Here is a 23,106-nt window from a genome sequence, read left to right as displayed (position 1 = left end):
GCGCGGGGGCATCCGATGAGGCGAGGGATCCGTCGCGGCACGCGATCTTGGCCCGGGTGTGCGCGGAGCCACCGGGCGGACCGTTCCGCGTCACATTCCTTCCCGGACGCCGTACGGAAGACCGCGGTCCGCCGCGGAGACGCGGGGGTCCGTGAGGTCACGGCACGGGACCTCGCCAGCCCACGACTCCCGCCGGGTCGGCACCCTGGTTCAGAGCACAGAAATCGGTCCTCGGGCTGGGCCGGGCGGCTTCCCCCATCCGCCTCACCTCTTCCAGGGCAGGCCCCGTGAGCCGGCCCAGATGGTCGATGTCGATGGAGGCGAACAGACCGTCGGCGAAGTCCGGAGCCGGAATGTCCCTGACGTCGAGAGTCCGCCACGAGATGTCACCGTGCTCATCGCGAAATGCCCATACGGGATGATTCAGTCGCGTTCCGAAGACCAGTGACCGCGCCCCGGGGGAGCGCAGAATCCTTCTCAGCACCTCCACCTGATCGGCGGCGGCCGGATCCCACCTCCGCACGGCCGGACGCACCTCATCGTCGAGCCCCGCCAGCAGGCCTTCCAGACCTTGCATGAACGGATTCACCAGAAGGGTGCGACGTCGCCCGTCGAGCGGCTCGACAGTACCGATGACATACGCGTCGAGTTCGTGTGCGATGTTCCGCAGCAGGTCCGCGGGCGACAATGACAGGAAGCCCAGGATCGGCGGGCCACCGAGGGGAGGGGACGGGCGGCCGGACAGGGAGGTGCCGGCAGGTTCTTCCTGACGCGCCTGCGCGGACGTCACGTTCTCGACGCCGTCAAGGACACCACGAACGGTCTCCCAGACCGCCGACCGGGTGGGGACCGGCGGCGGGCTGTCCGAGAGGCGTCGGTAGTGAAGCAGCAGCTCGCGCGCCTCGGTTTCGTGGGCCCGGTTTCCTCCCTCGATGCCGCGGCCGATCGTCCCGACCGCCCATCGAGCAGTGGCCCGCACCGCCGAACGCGCCAGGCCGGCCTCGTCGTAGACGAGGGAGACCGACTGGATCGCCCGGGTCGTCCGCTGCCGGATGAGCCTGGCCACCACCTCGTGCGCGCGTGCCGCGGCGGCCCCGGGCTGCTCGGCCGCCTCCGCGAGCAGGGCGGCCAGATCGAAGTGCTGGGCCCGCTCCCTCATCTCCTGCCAGTCGACGGCGGGCACCCTCGGGTGCTCCGTGCGTTCGACGCGTGCGAGCAGCTCCTCGACCTCGGCCTGGTACAGCTCCATGTACACATCGCCGGTGAAGGCATCGGTGCGGACGATCTTCGGGGGGACCCGGCGCGCGGCACCGGCCGCGTTCCCGCGCCGCTTCTCCTTCGGCGGCGCCCAGGCGAACGGCTCCGCCTCCAGGCGAAAGCGGCCTCGTACCACGACGAGCTGCATCGGGCCCTGCATCTTGACGTGCTGCTCGGGCCGCACGTTCCTCGGCATGCCGCCCGAGGCACTGCTGGTGGTGAGGCGTGAGAGGGCGGGTCCGGAGCTGGCGTCGTGGTCGCTGAAGGACTCCCCTCCGGAGACCCCCACACCGGTCGACGGTCCGGAGCGGTCGGACGCCTGACCGCTCGACGTGCCCTCGGACGCCTTGATGTAGCGGCCCGTGCCGGAACCCGACACGGCTCCGAGCACTCTCAGGTCGAAGAGGTCCCCCGTCATGTACAGCCTGGCCCGGGTGTACTCCTTGCCCGGTACGTGCAGGTTCTCCGTGATCAGGTAGCGCTTGCCGGCCGTGGCCTCCAGCACATGGTTCGACATCTGGAAACGCCCCATGAACTGGGGAAGAGCGTGCCCGGTGTGCACCACCGCGCTGTTCATGCGGGTGCCGAACAGCTCCCGCAGGAGCTTTCGCGCGGCCGGCAGTCCCTCGTCGAGGAGGGCCCCGGCGACGAAGGCGTCTCCCGGCAGCGGCGGCAGCGGCCGCAGATCACGTTCGGGCCGGGGACCGGACACCGCACGGAACTCCGCGAGACCACGCGGGACCCGGATCACCAGCTTGCCGGCCACGCTGGCCGTGTTCACCTCCGAGCGGAAGGCGTCGCGGCTGCGGTACCAGCTCGTCAGCAGGTTGTTGACCGGCCGGCCGGCAAGGTCGAGGCGCCGCACCTCCACCTTCAACCGGTGGCGGAACTCGACCAGGTAGTTCCCGTTCCAGTCGTACGCGGTCTGTTCGGTGACTTCGTTGCGGAAACGGTTGACGCTCCTGTGGTGCCCCTCGCCGACACCGGCGTTGCTGTTCGAGGAGACACCGTCCTCGGCGCCGCCGAACGCGATGCCGACGTTCTGCGCACCATCGCGGGACTGCCCCTGACCTGTTTCCACATAGCCGTGGTTGTAGACCTCCAGGCCGGTTCCACCCCGGAAGTCCAGTGTCTTCGGCGCTCCCTCCAGGACGTCGGAGACGTTGATCTCCACGATGTCCGACAGAGCCCAACCCACCGGGTTCACCAGGAAGAACGAGAACCCGTTCGGCGACAGGAACTCGTCCCACATGGCCTGGTCGCGGCCCTTGGCCAGCAGCGCCTGCAGGGAGTTCACGCCGCCTTGCAGCCGCCCCACGAGCGATCCGTCACGTGTCCACATCCAGGGCTTCGACGTCAGCAGCCCCGGCGCCGTCCTGTCGACCAGCCTGCGCACGATGTCGTAGGTGGTGCGGCCGTCGTCGTAGGTGAGGTCATGGACGCCGCTGTGACCGAGCATCCGGCCCCCCGGGTCCTCGCGGGTCAGGTACTCGGGGAACTCCATGTCGTCGAAGACCGACGACATGCCGGCCTCCTGCCGCTCGAAGGCCTGGTTGAAAGCGGTTCTGACCGCGTCGTCGAGGATCGGCAGGCCGCGGCTCCTGTGCAGCGCGGCGAGTGTGTCGGCGAACGACCGCGGGTGCGAGTCCATCGGGTCGTGCACGGGATCGGTGGCCCACCGGGTCAGGACCGAGGCGACGATGTTCCCGCTGAGTCTGAGCTCGCCGTCGCTCCACCGCCGCATCGCGTCGAGCAACTGATCGTGGGGGAGGGGGATGGCGCCCTGTCCGTACTGCTCGAGTGCTTCGGGTTCGGACAGGAGGAAGATGAGGTCCCTCTCCAGCGTCACTTTCCTCGACGCGCTCTTGCGCGGGGCCAGTTTGCCGTCCCTCTCCAATCGGCTGGAAACGGAGAAATTGACCTTCGTGCGGATGGCGTAAGCCCGGTTGAAATCGAGCTGGATTCGCTCCTTCCCTGCAGTGCGTGAGGCCGTCAAGGAGGTGTTCCAGCCCCAGTTCCGGCTGCTGCTCGCACCGCCTTGGGTGGATCCGCCGTCCTCCACGGAGCCGCCGACGGAGGTTTCGGCCTGCAGCCACGAAAATCCCTTGGAGCTCAGGTCGGCGGTGTTCCCCTGACCGAGGTGGAGCTTGATGATCCCCAGGACGAACTTGTCGTCGGTGGCGCCGTAGAAGGAAGCCTGTCTCAGCTGTCCGTTGATGTCGAGGAGGCCGTGTCCATCCCTGAACCATCCCTCCTTGAACAGTTGGTCGGTCGTGAACTGCCCATTCACTATTTCCTTGAGATGGGCTTTCACCTGGATGTTCCCGGTCAGGGAATTGATCTCCGCGTCCGCGTTTCCCTGGGGGCCGGTCAGGGGCGCCAGTACCGTGGTGGCTGCCTCGCGCAGGCCCTGGGTGTCGAGGTAGAAGATGGCGGCCCGGTCGAGGACGGAGCTCTTGAGATTCTCCTTGGACCTGAGATCGGGGCGGGCTTTCTCACCCAGGTCGAGCAGGAAGAGCGAAGCGTCCTGGCCGGGGAACCTGAGGGGGGCCGGGTCACGGATCCCCTTGCGGAACTCGCCGCTCATGCCGCTGTGCTGGAACTCGAACGTAACGGTGAAGTCGTTCTTCACCGAGAATTCGTTCACCGTGCCCGGGAACTCGAGAAGTTCCGGCCGGTTGTTGAGGTAGAAGGCGGTCTGGCCGGCACCCTTTTTGTAGGACAGCCCGACTCCGGCGGTGGACGCCTTCATGTGGCTGAAGAACGTCTTCGGCCGGATTTCGAGTCCGACACCCAGGACACCGCTGGTCGACTGCGTTACGGTGTCCATGCCCATCGCCAGGTTCACCGTGTGCCACTCGTCGGTAGGGCCCAGGAAACGAGGGGAAGACTTCTCGGTGGGTGCGGCCTTGATCGTGATCTTCACCGCGTCCACGTCGAAATCGAGCCCCAGGGTGCCGGTGGGCCGTCTCATCGTGATCGACAAGCCGTCCATGAACAATTCGTCCCAATGGGATTCGAGCCCTCGGTCGGTGAAGTACTTGTTGAACACTTCGAGGTTCTGGGCCTGGGCGTCGATGGTGTTGCCATGGGTGTACCACCGTGAACGGGACAGAGGGGCTCTGGTGTCCTGCGGAAGGAACCCGTGGGCCTGGAGCACTTCCTTCACCGGACCGCTCAGGTTCCGGGCGGTCTCTCCCACTTGGACCATGCCCATGCCGATGCCACGCCCCCGGGCGGCGTGCGGCGGCAGGGGCCGCTGGTGGTCGACCGGCTCCCGTGCCGTGCCGCGGAGCAAGTCCGGCCGGTACTCCACGGTCGTCTGTCCGGACGCGAGAACCGGCACGTCGGTACCGCCGCCGGCGTGCGCCTTGTCCCCGGACGCCGTCTCGGGCACGCGAGGCACTTCGATGATCTCCGCCGGGGCATCGGCTTCCTCCGTGACCTCGGTGATCGAGGCGGTGGCCCCGGTCACGGCGTCGCGGTCGACCGGGAAACCGTACTTGAAGGCCTCCGGCTCGGGGATGCGGAGCAGCGCACGGCCCGGTACGGCCGGCGTCGTGGCACCCTCGCTGCCTCGTACCGCGACGAACGCCGTATACCTGAAGTCCACCCGGTAGGCGGAGGTGAAGCCCTTGTAGCGGGGGACGACGACCCACAGCCCGACCCGTGAAGCGCTCAGGCCGTGGGAGTCCGAGCCGGACACCGAGAGTGACGCGCTGCCGCCCACACCGACGTCGGGGCCCGCGAACGGAACCGGCAGCAGATTCACCTCCGCGCCGGCGGAAACCCGCCAGCCGCTGGTGATGGTGTGATTCCCACCGGTTCCGTCGATCGCCGTGCGTACGTTCTCGATGTGCGCCGGGACGGGCACCCGGCTGCCGTCGGGAGCCTGCCGGCTGGTGGCGCCCACCCTGTCGGCCGTCGGCATGCGCTGTGCGTACAGCGTCACGGTGGCGATACGCGCCCGATTCTCATTGATGAGGGTGATCGGGTAGCCGTCAGGTCCGGCGGCCTCGTCCAGATGCGCGTCGAGAGCCCATATTTTCTGCACCAGTTGGCTTCGGGGTGAGATGAACGACCTGCCGGAGGACGATCCACCGACCGGGAGGTCCACTCCCTGCCGCTCCAGCTCCGACAGGACCGTGTCCAGCAGAGCGGGAAGACCTGTGAGACCGGCCGCGTAGTGGAACTGGGGCAGCCGCGACTCCCGGCCGCCCGTGTTGACCGCCGTGACGTGTGCCGGTGCCTTCTCGAGATAGTGCTCCGGAATCCACAGCATGAGCCGCTCATCGCCCACCGCTTCCTTCCCGGAGCCGTCGACGGGGAGAACGGGCGGGACATCGGCCCACGCCGGAAGCGTGTCCCGTCGCATCCTGAGTTCCCAGTGGGGCCGGTAGGCGATCAGCCTCGACTCGTCACGGGTTTCCTCGACATGGCCGCCCTCGGCGTCACCCAGGATGTTCGTGGACCGCTGCGACGCGTTCTGTGTGAGCGAGACCGCCGCGAACGCTCTGGCATTCTCCAGGACACCGGTGCCGAAGGCGGTACCGAACCCGCCCGAGAGCTGCACCCGCGTGGCGCCGGTCGCTCCGGAGTGGGTCTGCGAGTACGTACCCAGCTGGAACGCCGCGTTGGTCGTCCCCACCGCGTGGAACGCCTCCTGCTGGTCGTCCCGCTTCGGCGGGCGCGCCGTGAGAGGCGCCTGCTGCTCGGCGGTGACGTCGGAGGGAGTGGTTTCCTGCCCGCCGGCCGGCACCGCCGGCGAGTCGAACGAGGCCGCCGGGTGGCTGACCTCCCGGGGATCGCGCGGATCCAAGGTCACCAGGACCTCGGCGTCGCCGAGTTCCATCACGAATCCGTCGACCGTACCGCCCTCTCCCTCCGGTACGAGATACCGGTAGTTGCTCAGCAGACGGTGCGGCAGGCCGTTCCACTCCCGTTCCGGCACGGTCGCGCCCAGTTGCGCGGCCATCGCCCGCAGCGTCCTGAGCACCTGCGGCATGAACGGAAGCCCCGCCCTGGGCACGCCTCTGGAGCGCACGTCCGCCGGAACCTCGACGGGGGCCCCGAGCCCCGCGAGAGGGCCTGCTTCGGACGGCGGGGCGACATGCGGATCCGGTTCCCGGCTGTTCGACGACTGTGCCGTCTCTTCGAGTCCGTCGCTCTTCGCCGATGCCGCCCACGGTGTGATGGGAGAGGCCTCGAACGACTGCCTCTCACCCTCGCCCGCGCCGAAGAGTTCCAGTCCCCGGCCGTCCGCGGCGGTCCCCTCCGGTGGAAGGGCCTCGGTCAGAGTCCCGAGCACCGGGTCGAAACGAGCACCGTACCGGCTCGCCACCACGGGCAGGCCGAGTGTCCCGGCGAGCCGCGGGGCCACGTCGTCCGCACCCGCCATCGTCAGGATCGGGACGCGTCCCGGCGCGACCAGGGAGATCAAGTCGGACAGCGCCGAAGGACTGACCACACGGTCACCCGCCATGACGTGACCGCCGCGCATCCCGCCGAACACGAGAACGTTGCCGCTCCCGGCGAACTCCCGCAGCGCGGACCATGCCTCCGTGTCCCTCAGCGCCGCATGCTCCGGTGCGTCGGGCATCCACAGGGCCACGGCCTCGAGGCCGTCCCGGACGATGAACGAGCCCTCCAGCAGTTCCTCCATGGGGACGCGACGCGGGGGAGCCTGGTTCGCGCCGTCCTCGGCACCCATGCCCCGCGGCACGGAGTCGCCCATGGTGTGGTCGTCCGCGGCAGCCGGTGCGAGGCCCCGCTCGTCGTGGCCGGAGACTTCCCGCGACAGCGGGGGGGTGCCGTCCGTTCCGGTGGGGGACGGGCGCCCGTCCAACAGACTTGGCGCCGGCGGCGCTTGCTCCTGGTGAGGAGGAACGACGCCGGTCACGGGAGGTGGTGGCGAGCCGGTGGAGGAACCGGACGGAGCTTCCCGGTCCGCCCGGACGGGATGCGCCGCGTGCTCGGAGTGACTGGCCGCGACGGGACGCCGCGGTGCGAGGGACTCCGCCCCGGTGTCTTTGCCTGCCGTCGTGCGGGGTTCGTCCAGGAAGGCCACCGGTCCCGATGCGGGCGGACTGCCGACTGCGGCTCGTGGCGACCGGTCCTGCCGCGGGAGGGCACCGTCCTGAACCCTGGTCGGCGGAGTATGCCTTCCGGTCCCGTCCTCAAGTGTGTCGTGCTCCGTCGTCGCGCCTTCGGATATGCCCTCGACGGATACGGGTGTTTCCTGGTTCTGTTCGAAATGCGCAGTCAGCGCCTGCAACTGTTGAAGGAAGTCGGGAAGTTCCTTCACCCTCTGCGCCACATCCGGCGGTACCGGGAAACAGACCGTGCTACGGGTGGGAAGAGCTGGCACCTTTACCCCTGCTTCTGACGGCCGGACTGGCAGTGGCGCACAGCGTAGGTGAACTTCTTGTTACGCGGTAGAGAATTCCGTAAGCCGTGTCACGGCCTGTGCGAGGCCGGGCCCGCCATCGCGGAATGGGCCGACGGGTTCACCGGCCTTCGTCCCGTTCACCGCGGCGGGGACACCGCGGCTTCTGGACACTGCCCTGTCCCGTCTGTGGACCGGCCGTGATCCCGTCACCCGCGCACGGGACCGGTCGGCCCGAGGAAGACGCCGCCGGGCCGTCGTCCGCCGCTGCCACCACCACGGACGCGGCTCACGACAGGAACCGTCGCCGCAGTGACGAGCGGGCACTCACAGAGGCGTGGCAGGAGGCCCGCGGCTGTTCCTCCGCAGGTGTGTGAACGGCCAGGCGGCGCACGAGGTCGGGGAATCCTTCCCCGGCGTACCGATACGTCGGCGCGTCCTTGTACCCGGCCCTGGACGGATCCCGTACGAACGACGCGCAGAACGACGCCACCTGCGCCGGCTGCGGCAGCAGACCGGCGTGCATCCAGCGCGCGTACCGGAGGAAGGGTATCTTCTGGTCGGGCCCTATGCCCCAGCCCGAGACGCCTGACCAGTGCAGTACGTACTCCGGCCGGCCGGCGCCGCCGGCTGTCACGGACACTTCCCCCTCGACGTCGTCGAAGGCGTGTTCTTCCGTCTTGTACGGTCCGCAGCTCCGTACCGCTCCCACCGCGATTCCCCGGGACACCAGTTCCTTCGACACGGCCTTCATGTAATGGCCCACCACGGTGGCGAGCGTCTGCGAATCGACCTTCCTCGTCGTCATGTGATCCTCTGTCACCTCGAGTTCGACCCGGCTCTCTACACGATGCCGCGCCCGCTCGGCCCGTGAACAGGAGGGCAACGGCCAGGATCACGGCACATGCAGGACAACGACGACCACCACTCACCGGTTCAACACGCTGCCCGATCCCCCGCCCGGCCAGGCCGCCGGTCCGGCGTTCGCGGCCGGCGCCGGCCGGGCCGAAGGGCACCACCGGGAGGCAGAGGCACTGCGGAGCTGTTTTCCCGAGGGGAAATGGCCGCGGACCCGGACGCTCCGGCGGATCTCGCGTCGCGAAATATTTTCCCGGGAGATGAACCGCTGGAGCGTCCTGCGAGTAGTAGTAGATGTAGGTCCGCAGGCTTTGTCATCGCCCAGCCGTTGTATCCCCGGCCGAGTGGTCACTACGGACCTCACGCCTTTCTCGATACGTAGAAGGCGAGTTGTGGCTTGAGGCATTGTTGGTCCACTGCCTCAAGCCACAACACAGAACTGCACCGGCTTCACCGGGCCCGGCTGTAATACTTCCACGGATCCTGCCCGAAGCCGGTGGCGGAAGCCCCTGCCGCGTTCTCGTGGTGGGAGTGTCTCGGTGAATTCCTGTGGGGGGAGTTCGCCGAGATCCTGCCGGCGCCTGCGGTATGCGCGGCAGGTGACATCCGGGCCACGGCTCCGGGTGGGGCCTGGTTCGCCGGCCCGTAGGACCCTGGTTGTGCCAGGGGTGCCCGCCGGGTTCAGGTGGGCAGGCGCGGTCCTGCCTCAAGCCGTCAGCAGGACCGCGCCCCGACCGGCACCCAAGCAGCCGCCGGCGGCAGACGGCCCCGCCCGCCTGAGCGGAGAGGACGGCGCCGCGACTTCACATCCGTATGCCGACCACCGCCGGTGCGTCGAACGCGCCGCCCTGCTGCCGCGCACCCCGCTGCGAGCCCTGCTCCGCACCCGCCCCCAAGTCCACCGAGGTGACCCGGCGGCGCGGCCGCGAGGGCGCGACGCCCTCATGGTTCGTGGTGCCGGCCGTACGGCCCGCGGGCAAGCAGTCCCTGGCCGCGGCCCGGTGGGACGGCGAGGGCCGTCGTCCCACCGCGGCCCGGACCCACGGCGACGGTCCGCAGGACACCGCGGCCGCCCGGCCCGTACCGGCGCCGGGCGGGGACGTCACAACGTGGTGAAAAGGGTGCCTCGTTCGCGTAGCCGTGCGAGTGCCAGGTCCAGCGCCTTCACGGTGCGGGAGCGGTCGCCGCCGCCGTCATGACAGAGAACGATGTCGCCCGGACGAGCCCGCGCCACCCGCTCGGCTATGCGGTCCGCGGGAGGCTCCCGCCAGTCCTTGGGATCGACCGTCCAGTCCACCGGCGTCAGACCGTGGTCGCGTGCGGCTGCCAGCACACCACGCGACCAGCCTCCGGCCGGAGCCCTGAACAGGGTGGGCCTGACGCCGGTCTCGTCGGTGACCACCCGCTGGGTCTCGTCCATCTCCCGGGCGACGGCCGCCGCCGGCAGCGCGGCGAACGGCTGGAAGTGCGAGTACGAGTGATTGCCCAGACGATGGCCGGCGGCCAGGAGACGCCGCAGCAGTCCGGGGTGTTCCCGGGCGCGCTCGCCGACCACGAAGAACGTGGCCTTCACCCCGTGGGCGGCGAGTACGTCGAGCAGGGCCGGTGTCCACGTGGGATCGGGACCGTCGTCCACGGTGAGAGCGACGGGCCTCACCACGTTCCACGGCTCACCGGCGCCGCCGACCGTTCCTATATCCCCGCCGGGGACCGCCTCGGTGACCGCGTTCCCGTACGGCACACGGAACACCGGGCCGCGCGCGAGGAGGGGTTCCCCGTCGCTGTGGCCCGCTTTCCCGGTGCGCAGCGCCTCGGTGCGGCGGACGATGCTCCACCCCACCTGGGAGCCACGGGCGCGCAGGACCGCGGGACGCGTGTCAGGCCGCACGGGACACCTCCGCGGCGACCCCGCCCGTATCCCGGCCGCGGCGAGCCCACCGGACGGCCAGCAGCGCCGCACCCGCGCCGACGATCTCCGTGACCGTGCAGCACACCCGGCTGGCCAGGGCCGCCGCTCCGGCCTGCGCCCAGGGCAGGTCGGCCGTGAGGACCACCATCAGAACGACCTCGCGCACGCCCGCACCACCGGGTACCACCAGGGCGGCCGCTCCCGCCGCCGCGGCCAGGGCGAAGCCCCCCACACAGAGAGCGAGGGACTCCGTCACGGGCGCCCCGAGCACTGCCGCGATCATCCACAGATGCGCGCCGCCGACGAGCCAGGACAGCACTTCCCAGACGACCGCACGGCGCAGGTCGCCGTCCGCGACCCGCAGGTCCGGCACGGGACGGCGCAGCAGCCGGGCCGCCCGGCCGGCCGCCCGCACGATGACGCCCGGCTTCCTCAGCAGTGCCGCCAGGGCGAGGGCCACCGGCAGCAGCCACCAGGCGCCGTCGCCCATCACACGCGGTGCCGCCAGCGCTCCCACCACCGCGGCGGTCAGCAGCACCACCACGGAGTTGAGGACGTAGGCCGTGACCATGCGCTGTGTGGTGACTCCGTGGCGGCGCCCGAGATGCACTCCGGCCAAGGCGCTCCAGAAAGGTCCGGGAAGGTATTTCCCAAGGACGGTCGCACCGAAGATCTGGCACGTGGGACCCCAAGGCAGCGGGCTCCCCAGACCGGTGACCGTGCTGCGCCAGGAGGCCATGCTGAGGGCCAGCCCCGCCAGGTTGACCGCTGCCGAGCCGGCCAGCCAGGGGGCGGCGCCGTCACGGGCGAGCAGTTCCCCGATGACGTGACCGCTGCCCCCGAGGGCCCGCCACATCCCGTATCCGGCGCCGGCGACCAGCGCTGCCGCCAGGAAGGGCCGGAGCCGTGCGCCCCAGCCGCGCTTGCCCGCCGGCGTTCCGCCAGGATCTTCCGGCGCGCCGCCGTCCGTCGGCCGGGTCCGTTCCCGCACGGCCTGTGTGCGCGCGCCGGGCTCCTGAGCCGGGACGGCCGGTACCGCGGGATGTCCACGGTCCGGTTCCCCGAGGGTCTCCCCGGGCGCTCCGTGCGCCTGCCCGGGAAGAGGGCTTCCCGTCCGTCCCTGGTGAACGGCGGGTGCGTCCCTGGTGTTGTGCACGGCTTCGGTCATCCCGTCGTCCGTCCTTCCATCGCGTCGGTCCTCCCGGCGTCCGGGCCCGCCTCGGGCCCGGCGGAAAGGCCCGTGCCGCGGGGCGGGCCGTCGGCGACCCTGCCGAAGTCGCGGTCGAACCTGCTGCGCAGCCAGCCCGTGCCGGCGCCGAGCGCGATCTGCAGGTTGACCAGCAGGTGCAGTCCGATGAACAGAGGCAGGAAACCGAGTCCCCGTCGTCGCCGTACGAAGCGCAGCAAGGAAGGATCGGCGCAGGCGAACGCCAGGATCCCGAGGACGGGGAGCACCGCGAGGGGCGCGGCGAGGACGGCGGCCGGCACGGTGGCGACGGTGAACGTGGCCGCCGCCACCCCCGCCATGCTGTTCGCCCGCAGCGCTCCGCGGCGGCGGCGGTGGGCGGCGGCGAAGGGGAGCAGGTACTGGGCACGCCGGAACTGCTCGCGCAGCATGGGACCGAGCCGGTGCTCCTCGTCGTGGGCGGCGACCACCTGGTCGGTGAGCAGGATGCGGTAACGGGCGGAGAGCCGTTCGCTGTACTCCACGTCCTCGCTGTCGCGCAGCGCGGGATGGAAGGGACCGATCTCCTCGAAGACCCGGCGGGGCACGGCCGCCGCGGCGAAGAACGCGGTGGGGGTCGGACCCACTCCCTTGAGCCGCCAGTGATGGGCGTGCAGGGTGCGGTACCACTCGACGGGCCCGTGGTCCACGAGAGGTTCGAAGGCGATGATGCCGTGCACACAGCCGAGTCCGGGGTCCGCCCGGAGCAGCCGTACGGCGTTCTCCAGCGAGTCCGGGGACAAAGCCTGGTCGGAGTCGAGGAAGAACAGGATGTCGCCCCGTGCCGCGGCGGCCCCGGCATTGCGCGCGGCGGAGACACCGCGGTTGGTGTCGGCGCGCAGGACCCGGCAGCCGAAGCGCTCCGCGACAGCGACGGAGCCGTCGGTGCTCGCGTCGTCCGACACGATGATCTCGAACGGCTGGAGGGTCTGCCGGAGCAGGGAGGCCAGGCACAGCTCCAGCGTCTGTGCGTAGTTGTAGTTGGGGATGACGACGGACACCCGGGGAGGCGCGCCGCCGTTCCCGGTGTCGCTCGCGCTGTCCCCGGGAACGGCTGCCGCCGCGGGGCCGGTGCCGGTCACAGGGACACCTCCAGGATCTGCGCCCGGTGATCGGACAGGCTGTTCATGCCGTCGAGGCGGTAACGGTCCACGGTAACCGGGCCGGTGGAGAACGCCCAGTCGAGCCGCCACAGTCCGAGAACGGGGACGAGTTCGTTCCAGGTACGGGGATAGAGACCGCCGCCGCTGTCCGCCGCGTCGCGCAGGGTGGCGCGCAGTTCGTCCATCTCCCCCATCACGGGACTGCTGTTGAAGTCCCCTGCGATCACGGCGGCGGCACCACGCCGGCGCTGCTCGCGGAGTTCCGCCTCGAGCCCTTCGAACTGCGCGGTCCGGGTCCGCTGCCGCTCCCGCAGCATGCCGAAGAACGAGGGGGAGACGAGATGCAGTCCGGGATCGATCTGCACGGGGATGTGCACGTTGTACAGGGACAGGGGCCGGCCGTTCACCCGGATGTCGGTGCGGAGCGTCTTCACCGCGCGGTACACCTCCAGCCACGGCGCGTCGGGCCGGTTGGCGACCGCGCTGCCCGGGCCCACCAGCTCGTATCCGGTCACGGGGAAGCGGGACAGCGTGATCAGCTCGCCCCGGGAGACGACGTGATAGCCGGGGAACTCGCGGCGGATGCGCGCCAGGTCGTCGACCGGCCTCAGGTTCTCCTGCCGGTGGTCGATCCCGTGTATGTACTCCTGCAGCAGGTAGACGTCCGCCCGCTGGGCCCGCAGCGCCGCCCAGAACCGGTCGGTGTCGACGTCCTGGCCCCACCAGGTGGTGTTCCAGGAGACGACGCGCAGGTCACCGACGGCGGACGAGTCCTGGTGGGCCAGCGCGGACAGCCGTACCCCGTTACGGGGCCAGCCCACCGCGGCCGAGACGAGCGCCAGACAGCACACCAGGAGCAGGGCCGTACCGCGCGGGCGGCGCCCTGGCACCGTAGGCCCGCGGAGCACGGAACCCGTGACGGAACCGGAGGCCGACGTGCCGGAACCCTCCTCGGGCCCGCTCGCGACCGGACCACCGGTTTCCCGCGCGCGCCGCCTGTTCCGCCGCAGTGCCGGGGCACAGGCCGCCGCGATCAGCAGCACCGGCATCAGGAGGAAAGTCGCGGGCGGCAGGAGATCGAGTGCCAGCATCACCCACCACCGGCCGCTGAGCAGACGCTGCAGCACCGTGTAACAGACCCACAGCACGGCCAGAGCCACCAGGAAGCGGACCGCGCGACCTCGCCCGGGACGGATCGTACGGGCCTCTTCCCCGCTGTCCGGGCCGGGCTCCTCGAGGGCGGTGTCCCGGGGAGCCGGCTCATGGAAGACGGTCACAGGACGGCCGCGGTGGACGGGACCGCGTGGTCGAGGTCGTACAGCCTGCGGAACGACGGGGAGAGCAGCCAGTGCACCGCGCCGAAGGCCACTCCCGCCACAACGGTGAGGTTGAAGGCCAGTTGCACGCCGATGAAGGCCGGCATGAACAGCGGTCCGCGCCGCGCGGCGACGAAACGGTACATGCCGAAGTCGAGACCGATGGCGGCGCCGAGCAGCAGGGCCGGCAGTACCCACCCGGCCGGCCCCAGCACGACCGGAGCCGCCAGCGTCACCACCGCCAGTGCGGAGGCGAGGCTCGCCCAGGAGCGGGAAGCCGTCTCGAAGCCCTTGGCGAACCGCTTGCGCCGCGCATAGAGCGGGACGCGCAGCCGCCCCCGGGTGAAGATCTTCCGCACCAGCGGCCACATCTCGTGATCGTCGTCGTGCGCGCCCCGGACGGCCGGGGTGAGCAGCAGGTCGTAGCGCTGGCTGAGCCGCTGCCCGTAGTCGACCTCCTCGGTCTGCCGCAGCTTCGGGTTGAACGGACCGATCTCCTCGAAAACCTCCACGCGCATGGCGCACATGGCGGATATCAGGAAACTCACCGTGCCCTCGGAACTGCTCCGCCAGTAGTACGCCTGGAGACAGCGGCACTCCTCGACGAGGCTGTCCCGGATCAGCGGCTCGGGCTCGTACATGCCGCACACCGCGCCGATGCCCGGGTTGTCCCGCAGCAGGGCGACGGCGGCCCGGACGGCACCGGGACTCAGAGCCACGTCCGAGTCGAGGAAGAAGAGGATGCTGCCCCGGGCCCGGGAGGCTCCGGTGTTGCGGGCGACGGCGACTCCGCTGTTGGTGCCGGTGCTCACCACGGTCACACCGAGGGACCGGGCGATCTCCTCGGAGCCGTCCGTGCTGCAGTCGTCGACGACGATGATCTCCAGGTTCGGGTAGTCCTGTTCCTTGGCAGACCGGATGCACATGCTCAGGGAGCGCCCGTAGTTGTAATTGGGGATGATGAGGGAGACCAGTGGTTCTTCCATGGGTGTCCTTACTCTCTTGGCTCTTCGGTTCGTGCCGCCGGCCGCCGGTCCGCTGTGTCCCGGTGCCTCATGGCCCGTGCCGCCGCCGCGCGCCCGGCCCGCGTTTTTCTCGCCGGTCGCGAAGGGGTCTTGCGGCCGCCCGGATGCGGCCGGGCGGCAGCGGGACACACGGGAGGGGAAAGGAGCGGTCGAGGCTGCGGCGCCGGCAGAGGCGGAGGCGGAGGCGGAGGCGGCGCGCGGGGGCGGGGGCGGCGCGCCGGGGCGTCGTGCGGGCCTCAGGAGAGCAGCGTGAAGACGCCGGTCCACACGATGCCGCAGCCGACCATCAGCCGGTCCCGGAACAGCGTGCGCACCGGGTCGGCGCCGCCGCCGTCCACGAGCAGCAACTGCAGATAGCGGAAGACGGCGAACACCGAGGTGCCCAGCGTCAGGAAGACGAGGGCCGTGGCTTCGGGGCTCTCGTCGGGGGCGGCCGTCAGGTGGATCCCGAGGGTCACCGCGGACAAGGTGGCGCTGATCAGGGTGAGGTAGTCGATGAACTGCACCGAGTACCCGGCGAGGGCGGGCCGGTGCTCCCCGCCGACATCGAGGAGTTCCCTGCGGCGCTTGCCGAGCGCGAGCAGCAGACAGCCGGTCAGTACGGTCAGCAGCAACCAGGACGACGGTCCGGCGCCCAGTGCCAGGTAGCCCTGGACGGCGCGCAGGACGAAGCCCACGGCGACCACGAAGGCGTCGACGAGCGATATGTGCTTGAGCCGGTAGCTGTAGGCCAGGTTGAGCGCCAGGTACACCAGCACCGGCCAGGCCCGTTCCAGGGAGGCCAGGGCGACGCCTGCCGCGAGGGCGGCGCAGACCGCGGCCAGGTAGGTCCAGGCCGCGCCCGGGGACAACTCACCGGAGGCCAGCGGACGGTGGCTCTTGGAGGGGTTGAGGCGGTCGCGCTCCCGGTCGAGGATGTCGTTGAGCACGTAGACGGCTATCGAGGCCAGGGCGAACAGGGCCGTGGCCCACAGCACGGCGAGCGCCGTCTGCGCCGTACCCCGGTGCAGGACGACCGCCGGCAGGGCGATGACAACCGGGTTCTTCGCCCACTGGTAGGGCCGTGACAGGTGCAGCAGCGCACGAGGGACGCGCAGCACGCGGTGCGGAGGTCTGGTGGGAGGCCGCGCCACCGGGGAACCGCCGTGCGCGGCGGGCGCCGGGGGAGTGACGGAGGTGGTGGGCGCGGACGAGGCGGAAGTGGGGGTTGAAGGGAGGGGGGACGTGGTGGAGTTGACGCCGGACATGACTCTCCTCGGAACCGGAGTGAGGGGCGGGAGGTGCGCGGATGCTGTCGAGCCTGTCTCGCAACGGTTCAGAAGACCGCCTTCGCCAGTTTGAGCGCTCCCTGCCCCCAGGCATCGCGGCTGGTCCTGCCGCCCGCTGCGGCACCGCCGCCGCGTGGCTGCGACCGCCACCACGCGAAACTGCGCAGAATGGCCTCACGGTTGGAGTGACGCGGCGTGAAGCCGAGCCGCTCGCGCATGCGGGTGATGTCCATGTAGGAGTCCATGCGCAGCTTGTGGATCAGCCGCATGTACACGGGGGAGAGACGGGCCCGGGCGAGCAGCTCCAGGGCCGCCACGGCGGGTCTCATCGGCAGTCCGATGACACGCTTGCCGTGCCCGGCGGCGTCGAGCACCGTCTGGAAGTCCTCCCGCAGGGTGCCGAACTCCGCGGAGCCCACGTTGAATTCCGTGTTGACCGCTTCCGCGGGGGCTTCGGCGGCCAGCAGGATGACATCGATGAGGTCCTCGACGTCCAGCATCTGGCTGCGTACGCGGCCGTCGCCGAGCACAGGGAAGTGGTGTCCCTCGTCCGCCCATTCGAAGAGCATCGAGAAGATGCCGAGACGTCCCGGACCCAGGAACGTCTTCGGGCGGAGCACAGGGACGACCATGCCGTCGGCGCGTGCCTCCTCCACCAGCTCCTCCGCCCGGGCCTTCGCCGTGCCGTAGGGATCGATCGGCCGGCGGGGGTGGGTCTCCGGTGTCGGTACCTGGGTGGGCAGTCCGTACACGGAACCCGTCGACAGATGAATGACGCGTGGCACGTTCTCGCTCGCCGCCGCGGCGAGCACCGTGCGCGTTCCCTCGACGACGACGGAGTCGATCTGGGCCGAGGGATAGCTGGGCAGGGCCGAGGCGCTGTGCACCACCAGATCGGCGCCCTTGACGACCTGCCGCAGCAGAGCGGCGTCACGGATGTCGCCCGTGACCAGCCGGGTGGCGGGTGAGTCGGTACGGTGCGCCAGGTCGAGTCCTACGACCTCGCAGCCGCTTTCGGCCAGCCGCCGCGCCAGCGCGGTGCCGAGCATGCCGCTGCTGCCCGTGACCACTACGCGGGTGAGCATGTCGGTATCTCCGTCCCTGTGGTGCTGAGGAGACGGTGGTGTGCGCTGTGGCTCACGGAGAGGGACGACTGCGGCAGTGTCGGCGTGTCGACCGTGAGAACGCTCTGGCATGCGCCTGCGGCATATGACAGAGCCGGAGGCGTGGGTGCGGGAGAAAGCTGTTTCACGTTGATTCCGTTCATTGCATCGCGCGGACAGGGCGGCGAATGCTGGAGCAGGACACCCGTCGGCACTGGCGGGCCGTGCAATCGGAACGATGACATGGAGTCAGGTGACCGGTGAAGAAGCACTGTGGCACGGCGGTCCGTCAGGGAAAGTATGCGGCCAATGTTGGGCCCTCGCCGATCGTGCGGGCCGATGTCGTACGCGCGACGCGGGGATGCCGGTTCTACGGCAATCGCAGAAGTGTTTTTATTCTTTTGTCCGTTTTTTTAGACAACGATGTCGACGGTGTCGCCGGTGCGAGCCGGAAAGCCGCATGCAAAACTCTGCGCCAGATGCGCAAGAAGTGACTGGAACGGGTCTACGCGATCGCCGGAAGTGAACCTTCCCGCTGATGCCGGATGCTCCCTGTTTGCGTTGCGAGAGCGTGTCCTTGCTCGTGCCACCGCCGGGTATCCCCGTGGGTGAGGCAGCCCCGGTGCGGGTGTTTCCGCGGCCGCGGCATCTGCCGCACGACCCGGTCCGCCCAGGACCGCCCCACCCGTGCCGGACTCCCGTTGTGCTCCCCGCCGCCGGGCCGTCGGCAGGGCGGACACAGGGGTCCCGCTGGAGTGCCGAGCCGGCGGTCCCCCGCCTCGCCGGTTCGGGCCTTCGGGCGGATCCCATCCGGGACGCGCCTCATCAGCCGCAACGTTCATGAACGAGGCCGCTCAGCGGGTGTCGTGGTCGACGGCGGTGAGGCTGAGGCTCTGTGCTCCGCGCCGTTCCCCTTCCCCGTCCGCGAGCGGCCCGGCCCGGGGGGCGAGGTCGCGTTCCAGGTCGTCCAGGGCTCTGCGGGCCGCTTCGATACGCCGGCGCAGGTGTTGCCGGTCCGTCCGGTCCGGGGCCGGCCGGCGCGCTGCCGGCGTTTCCTCTTCTCCCTCCTCCATGCCCCGGGCCTCGTCGAGGGAGGTGAGGACGACGCCGATGAGAACGTTGACGAGGACGAAGGAGGCGAGCAGGACGTAGGAGGCGTAGTAGAGGAGACTCCACCGGGATATCTCCAGGCCCGCGTGGATCGCGTCACCGATGCCGTCGAGCATCATCAGGAGGAAGAGGGTGAGGACGGCGCGGCCGATGGAGCCGTAGTGCTCGGGGTCGTGGTGGCCGAAGAAGACCCAGCCGACCATGGCGTACACGTACAGGAGCAGGGCGCCGACGAGCAGGAAGCTCAGGGCGCCGGGCAGGCTGCGGGCGACCGCGACGAGCACGATGCGCAACTGGGGCAGGAAGCGGGCGGTGCGCAGGACCCTGGCCAGCCTGAGCAGCCGCAGCACCGTGGTGTTCTCGCGGACGACGGGCAGGAAGGCGCACAGGACCACGGCCAGGTCGAAGAGGTTCCACGGGTCTTTGCAGAAGTCCCGTGGACGGTCGGCGTGCGCGGCCATGCGCAGCAGGATCTCGACGGTGAACGCGGCCAGACAGGCGTGTTCGGCGAGCCATAACCAGCGGTGCCATTCCTCGACGACTCCGGAGTACGTCTCCAGGCCCAGCAGTGCGGCGTTGACGAGGATCAGAGCGAAGACGGTGACGGCGAACCAGCGGGTCTCCGTGATGTCACGGCAGCGGCGTGCGAGTCGCCCGCGCCCGGACAGGGCGATGGATCCGGCCACGTGGTCTTGGTGCTGCGGCATCCTGCTGCCTTGTCTCCTCCGTGCCTGCGACGGTCCGTCCCGGCCGAGCCGACCGGACACGGGAGCGTTGAGTGATCATGCTTCAGAAGAGACCTCTACATCAATGCGCGAACGCCCGGGGGTCCGGGGCACTCGGCCGGGTCCTGCCGTCACACCGCCCGAGGCCGCGGGCCGGCGGATCGTACGGGCTCACCACGCCGGTGAGACGCCCGGAGCCGTCGCGGACCACAGCGGGCGCGGCCCGCGGTCCCGTGGTCGCGGGCGAGTTCCTTTCCGGCCAGGCCCCGGGACCTGGCACGAGGCCGTCGTTCGCCGGGCACGAGGGAGCGGGGACCGGGCGCCCGGCAGCAGGGCGCCGGGACAGGGAGCGCCCTGGCGCACCGAACCCCTTCGTCACTCCGGCTGCTGTGCGGCCGCTGCGCGCCCGATGGCCTTGAAGGGGTCGTCCACCCGCTGCTCTTCGGGATCGATGGCGCGCAGGACGCGTCGGCAGATCTGGTTGAGCCGGCCCTGCTGCGCCTTGGTGAGGGGATCGAAGAGCAGACGGCGCACCTCCTCGACGTGCCCGGGAGCGGCGGCGACGACCTTCTCCAGACCGGCTTCGGTGAGGACGGCCCGAGTGAAGCGGCCGTCGGAGGGGTCGGCGGTTCGGCACAGCCACCCGCGCCGCTCGAGCCGTGAGGCGACGTTGGACAGCCGCGACAGGCTGCTCGAGGTGTACTCGGCCAGGTCGCTCATCCGCAGGCTGTGTCCGGGAGTCATGGAAAGTCCGGAGAGGACCTGGTACTCGAACAGGCTGATCCCGGAATCACGCTGCGTCTGCGCGTCCAGCGCCGAAGGCAGCCGGGCGAGCAAGTACACGACCGCGAGCCAGGTCTGCTGCTCCTCGGCGTTGAGCCAACGCGGCTCCGGTGCACTGTCCATGCCGCCATTGTAACTTCAACCCGAAAGTGATCGACCTCCCGGAGTCACTTCAAGCTAAAACTTTCATCTCTCTCAAACCCCTTGAAGCTTGAAGTCATCACGGATACCTTTTGCTCAACGCTTGAAGTGATGGACGGCGGCTGCGAGTGTCGTGGGCCGTCTGCGGGGAGGCAGGTCCGCCGCTTCTTCGCGCTGACGCGCCGGACCGCCGGCGCGCCCTGTGCACCGGACCGCTGGGGAACGACCGCCCCATGCCGATGGGAAGGACCTCTCATGCACATCCGAGCAGCAGTCGCGCGAGCCCGGTCGGAACCTCTTGTGATCGAGGACCTCGAACTCGAGGAACCGGTCGGCGACGAGATTCTGGTCAGAGTGGTCGCCACGGGCGTCTGCCAGACCGATTCCCATGTGTGGAACCAGCGCATCCCCGCCCCGCTCCCCCTCGTGCCGGGTCACGAGGGAGCGGGCGTGGTCGAGCGGATCGGCCCGTCCGTCACGGAACTGCGACCCGGGGATCACGTCGTCCTGTCGTTCCAGGCGTGCGGCCACTGCGAGCAGTGCCTGAGCGGGCATCCCGCGTTCTGCGACAGTGCGATCGCCGCGAACTTCGCCGGTGCGCGGCTCGACGGAACCCGGGGAATCCGCCGCACCGACGGCGGCGAGATCCACGGGCACTTCTTCGGCCAGTCCTCGTTCGCCACGTACGCGCTCGCCACACAGCGCAACGCCGTCAAGGTCCCCGACGACGTCCCGCTGGACATACTCGGACCACTCGGCTGCGGCCTGCAGACCGGAGCCGGCGCCGTACTGAACTCCTTCGCCGTTCCCGCGGGTTCCTCCGTGGCGGTCCTCGGCGTCGGAGCCGTCGGGTTCGGCGCACTCATGGCCGCGCATCTGTCGGGCGCGGCAACCGTCATCGCCGTGGACGTGAATCCACAGCGCCTCGCGCTCGCCGCGGAACTGGGCGCCACGCACGTCATCGACGCCCGCCAGACGCACGTGGCCGAGGAGATCAAGCGCATCACCGGCCGGGGAGTCGCGTACGCCCTCGACACCACCGGCCGCGCCGACATGATCGACCACGCTGTCGACGCCCTGGCGGCAGCGGGGCAGGCCGGCCTCGTGGCAGGCAGCGAGGACGCCAGGATCCCCACCGCCAAGCTCGGGCTCGGGATGTCGGTGCGCGGCATCGTCCAGGGCGATTCGAACCCCCGCCTGTTCATCCCGAGGCTCATTCAGCTGTACCGGTCCGGACGGTTCCCGTTCGACCGGCTGGTCCGCTTCTACGACTTCGACGACATCAACACCGCGTTCGCCGACGCGGCACGCGGAGACGTCGTCAAACCGGTCCTCCGCATGACGGACACCAGCGACTGAGAAGGAGCAATGCCATGGCCAGCAAGTACGGAGACTTCTACGCCGCGCGGAAGTGGGGTTTCCCGAAGTCCGAGCCCTCGGAGAACATCGAGGCCCCGCAGCACTTCCTGCCCGGGCACCTCGACGACCCGGCCTTCTACGAGAAGGGTTACCGCGTCGAGAAGCTGGGTGACGGCGACGGGTTCTACTGGGTCGGCAGCCCCAGCGGCTACGACGCCGCCTTCATGCTGACGGGCAACGGCGTCGTCGCGATCGACGCTCCGCCCGCGCTCGGCGAGAACATGGTGGCTGCGGTCGAGTCGGTCACCGACGAACCGGTCACCCACCTGATCTACAGCCACTGGCACAGCGACCACATCGGCGGAGCGAAGGCCTTCGGACCGAACGTCAAGATCATCGGGCACGAGATGACCCGTGAGCTTCTGACCCGTTTCCCCGACCCGTACCGCCCGGCGCCCACCGAGACGTTCTCCACCGACGAGACGCTCGAGGTCAACGGCGCCAAACTTGAACTGTCCTACAAGGGATTCGACCACACCCCGGGCAACATCTACATCTACGCGCCGCAACAGAAGGTGCTCACCAAGATCGACATTGTCAGTCCCGGCTCGGTGGCCTTCATGCACGCCGACGCCTCGGAGAACATCAGCGGGTACTTCCAGGCCCACGACGACATCCTCGCCTACGACTTCAAGGCGTACGTCGGCGGCCACAGTTGGCGCTGGGGCACCCGCGAGGACGTGGAGGCCGCGCGTGAGTACTGGCACGACCTGCGGACATTCACCGACGAGGCGCTCAGGGAGCTGAGCACCAAGGAGGTCCTGAGCGGCTTCCTCGGCGGCAGCGGCCGGGGGCATGTGCTGACCGCCTCGGAGAACTGGATCAACTCCATGGCGAACTACATCACCGAGAAGGCGCTCACCAAGTCCACCTCCAACGGCCGGACCTGGCCCGAACGGCTCGCCGGCGCGACCCAGTTCACCAAGTACCACGCCTACACCGTCATGGAGTCCTCCCGCCTCGAGCGGACCCACCACGGATACCAGACGCGCGGTGACGGCGGACCCTGGTACATCGTCTGATCCCCACGTATGGACCAGCCCTGTGACCCGACCGTGCCGAGCGCGGCACTCCGGGGGCGGCCCTCCCCCCACGGCAATGACGCGGGGGGAGGATCCACCCCCTGCCCAGGACGGCAACCGTCATGCCCGGCCCGCGGGCCGGCGGCTTTCGCGCAGGACCGCGGAGAAGACGACGGTGAGGGTTACCCCGCGGCCCGGGACGGACGGCCGCCGGGCCCGACGCTCATGATCCGGCACGGCCGGTGCCCCGTCAGGGACCGCTGTCCCCCGGGACGTCCGCCGGACGCGGACGTCGGCCCGGCCCGCCCGTCGGGAGGTGCCGGCCGCGTCAGACCGAGAAAGGCTCGCTGAACCCGGATGACCGGGACCTCGTTGTACTGATGCCCCATCCGTCCCGATCGCGACGCCGATGAGCTGTTTGCCAGGGAGCCGCGGGGCCGACTGCCGTGCAACCGCC

At 70.0% G+C, this 23,106-nt stretch carries 15 protein-coding genes; 4 read left to right on the top strand and 11 right to left on the bottom strand.

What is annotated here, in order from left to right; translation table 11 throughout:
* Window positions 1-157 precede the first annotated feature (157 nt).
* Both ACF1DX_RS36835 and ACF1DX_RS36830 read right to left on the bottom strand, forming a co-directional pair.
* Entirely contained in the window at window positions 158-6,991 is a 6,834-nt protein-coding gene (locus ACF1DX_RS36835) for a hypothetical protein (RefSeq protein WP_391795509.1), read from the bottom strand.
* A 940-nt stretch (window positions 6,992-7,931) separates the two neighbouring features.
* The gene (locus ACF1DX_RS36830) at window positions 7,932-8,450 is read right to left on the bottom strand and encodes a hypothetical protein (protein WP_391795508.1); all 519 of its coding nucleotides are present in this window, start codon (window positions 8,448-8,450) and stop codon (window positions 7,932-7,934) included.
* An 863-nt stretch (window positions 8,451-9,313) separates the two neighbouring features.
* Between ACF1DX_RS36830 and ACF1DX_RS36825 the strand changes: the two genes are divergently transcribed.
* Entirely contained in the window at window positions 9,314-9,616 is a 303-nt protein-coding gene (locus ACF1DX_RS36825) for a hypothetical protein (RefSeq protein ID WP_391795507.1), read from the top strand.
* Here ACF1DX_RS36825 and ACF1DX_RS36820 read toward each other — a convergent pair.
* From ACF1DX_RS36820 to ACF1DX_RS36790, 7 genes are all read right to left on the bottom strand, one after another.
* On the bottom strand, window positions 9,603-10,388 hold the full coding sequence (locus ACF1DX_RS36820) for a polysaccharide deacetylase family protein (protein WP_391795506.1): 786 nt from the start codon (window positions 10,386-10,388) through the stop codon (window positions 9,603-9,605). The genes ACF1DX_RS36825 and ACF1DX_RS36820 overlap by 14 nt on opposite strands.
* Entirely contained in the window at window positions 10,378-11,400 is a 1,023-nt protein-coding gene (locus tag ACF1DX_RS36815; protein WP_391795505.1) for a lysylphosphatidylglycerol synthase domain-containing protein, read from the bottom strand. The genes ACF1DX_RS36820 and ACF1DX_RS36815 overlap by 11 nt, the downstream gene beginning before the upstream one ends.
* Before the next feature lie 173 nt (window positions 11,401-11,573).
* Window positions 11,574-12,716, bottom strand: a complete 1,143-nt coding sequence (locus tag ACF1DX_RS36810; protein WP_391795504.1) for a glycosyltransferase family 2 protein — start codon at window positions 12,714-12,716, stop codon at window positions 11,574-11,576.
* Window positions 12,713-14,014 carry an endonuclease/exonuclease/phosphatase family protein gene (locus ACF1DX_RS36805; protein WP_391795503.1) on the bottom strand — a complete coding sequence of 434 codons (1,302 nt, stop codon included), beginning with the start codon at window positions 14,012-14,014 and terminating at the stop codon, window positions 12,713-12,715. Before ACF1DX_RS36805 ends, ACF1DX_RS36810 begins: the two co-directional genes overlap by 4 nt.
* Window positions 14,011-15,039: a glycosyltransferase family 2 protein gene (locus tag ACF1DX_RS36800; protein WP_391795502.1), complete on the bottom strand. Its 1,029-nt coding sequence runs from the start codon at window positions 15,037-15,039 to the stop codon at window positions 14,011-14,013. Before ACF1DX_RS36800 ends, ACF1DX_RS36805 begins: the two co-directional genes overlap by 4 nt.
* A 275-nt stretch (window positions 15,040-15,314) precedes the next feature.
* Window positions 15,315-16,178: a UbiA prenyltransferase family protein gene (locus tag ACF1DX_RS36795; protein ID WP_391795501.1), complete on the bottom strand. Its 864-nt coding sequence runs from the start codon at window positions 16,176-16,178 to the stop codon at window positions 15,315-15,317.
* 215 nt (window positions 16,179-16,393) lie between these two features.
* Window positions 16,394-17,431 carry an NAD-dependent epimerase/dehydratase family protein gene (locus ACF1DX_RS36790; RefSeq protein WP_391795500.1) on the bottom strand — a complete coding sequence of 346 codons (1,038 nt, stop codon included), beginning with the start codon at window positions 17,429-17,431 and terminating at the stop codon, window positions 16,394-16,396.
* A gap of 278 nt (window positions 17,432-17,709) precedes the next feature.
* Between ACF1DX_RS36790 and ACF1DX_RS36785 the strand changes: the two genes are divergently transcribed.
* Complete coding sequence (locus tag ACF1DX_RS36785) at window positions 17,710-17,943, top strand: hypothetical protein (protein ID WP_391795499.1); 234 nt, start codon at window positions 17,710-17,712, stop codon at window positions 17,941-17,943.
* A gap of 360 nt (window positions 17,944-18,303) precedes the next feature.
* Here ACF1DX_RS36785 and ACF1DX_RS36780 read toward each other — a convergent pair whose 3' ends face one another.
* Complete coding sequence (locus ACF1DX_RS36780) at window positions 18,304-19,266, bottom strand: ion transporter (protein ID WP_391795498.1); 963 nt, start codon at window positions 19,264-19,266, stop codon at window positions 18,304-18,306.
* 393 nt (window positions 19,267-19,659) lie between these two features.
* Window positions 19,660-20,190 (bottom strand): MarR family winged helix-turn-helix transcriptional regulator, encoded by a 531-nt coding sequence (locus ACF1DX_RS36775; protein ID WP_391795497.1) that lies wholly within the window; start codon window positions 20,188-20,190, stop codon window positions 19,660-19,662.
* A 273-nt stretch (window positions 20,191-20,463) separates the two neighbouring features.
* Here ACF1DX_RS36775 and ACF1DX_RS36770 point away from each other — a divergent pair, with 273 nt between their 5' ends.
* Together ACF1DX_RS36770 and ACF1DX_RS36765 are read left to right on the top strand one after the other, a co-directional pair.
* Window positions 20,464-21,567 (top strand): NAD(P)-dependent alcohol dehydrogenase, encoded by a 1,104-nt coding sequence (locus ACF1DX_RS36770; protein WP_391795496.1) that lies wholly within the window; start codon window positions 20,464-20,466, stop codon window positions 21,565-21,567.
* 14 nt (window positions 21,568-21,581) lie between these two features.
* Window positions 21,582-22,649 (top strand): MBL fold metallo-hydrolase, encoded by a 1,068-nt coding sequence (locus tag ACF1DX_RS36765; RefSeq protein ID WP_391795495.1) that lies wholly within the window; start codon window positions 21,582-21,584, stop codon window positions 22,647-22,649.
* Window positions 22,650-23,106: the final 457 nt, after the last annotated feature.

The organism is Streptomyces sp. NPDC014676, from assembly GCF_043084105.1.
Taxonomy (GTDB): domain Bacteria; phylum Actinomycetota; class Actinomycetes; order Streptomycetales; family Streptomycetaceae; genus Streptomyces.
The sequence above is the reverse complement of the archived record's forward strand: the minus strand, read 5'-3'. Positions and strand labels throughout refer to the sequence as shown.

Excerpts from the sequence above, each read along its gene's own strand:
- ACF1DX_RS36825 (WP_391795507.1), top strand. The coding sequence starts at position 9,314 with ATGCCGACCACCGCCGGTGCGTCGAACGCGCCGCCCTGCTGCCGCGCA.
- ACF1DX_RS36790 (WP_391795500.1), bottom strand. The coding sequence starts at position 17,431 with ATGCTCACCCGCGTAGTGGTCACGGGCAGCAGCGGCATGCTCGGCACC.
- ACF1DX_RS36800 (WP_391795502.1), bottom strand. The coding sequence starts at position 15,039 with ATGGAAGAACCACTGGTCTCCCTCATCATCCCCAATTACAACTACGGG.
- ACF1DX_RS36835 (WP_391795509.1), bottom strand. The coding sequence starts at position 6,991 with ATGGGCGACTCCGTGCCGCGGGGCATGGGTGCCGAGGACGGCGCGAAC.
- ACF1DX_RS36770 (WP_391795496.1), top strand. The coding sequence starts at position 20,464 with ATGCACATCCGAGCAGCAGTCGCGCGAGCCCGGTCGGAACCTCTTGTG.
- ACF1DX_RS36830 (WP_391795508.1), bottom strand. The coding sequence starts at position 8,450 with ATGACGACGAGGAAGGTCGATTCGCAGACGCTCGCCACCGTGGTGGGC.
- ACF1DX_RS36765 (WP_391795495.1), top strand. The coding sequence starts at position 21,582 with ATGGCCAGCAAGTACGGAGACTTCTACGCCGCGCGGAAGTGGGGTTTC.
- ACF1DX_RS36775 (WP_391795497.1), bottom strand. The coding sequence starts at position 20,190 with ATGGACAGTGCACCGGAGCCGCGTTGGCTCAACGCCGAGGAGCAGCAG.
- ACF1DX_RS36780 (WP_391795498.1), bottom strand. The coding sequence starts at position 19,266 with ATGCCGCAGCACCAAGACCACGTGGCCGGATCCATCGCCCTGTCCGGG.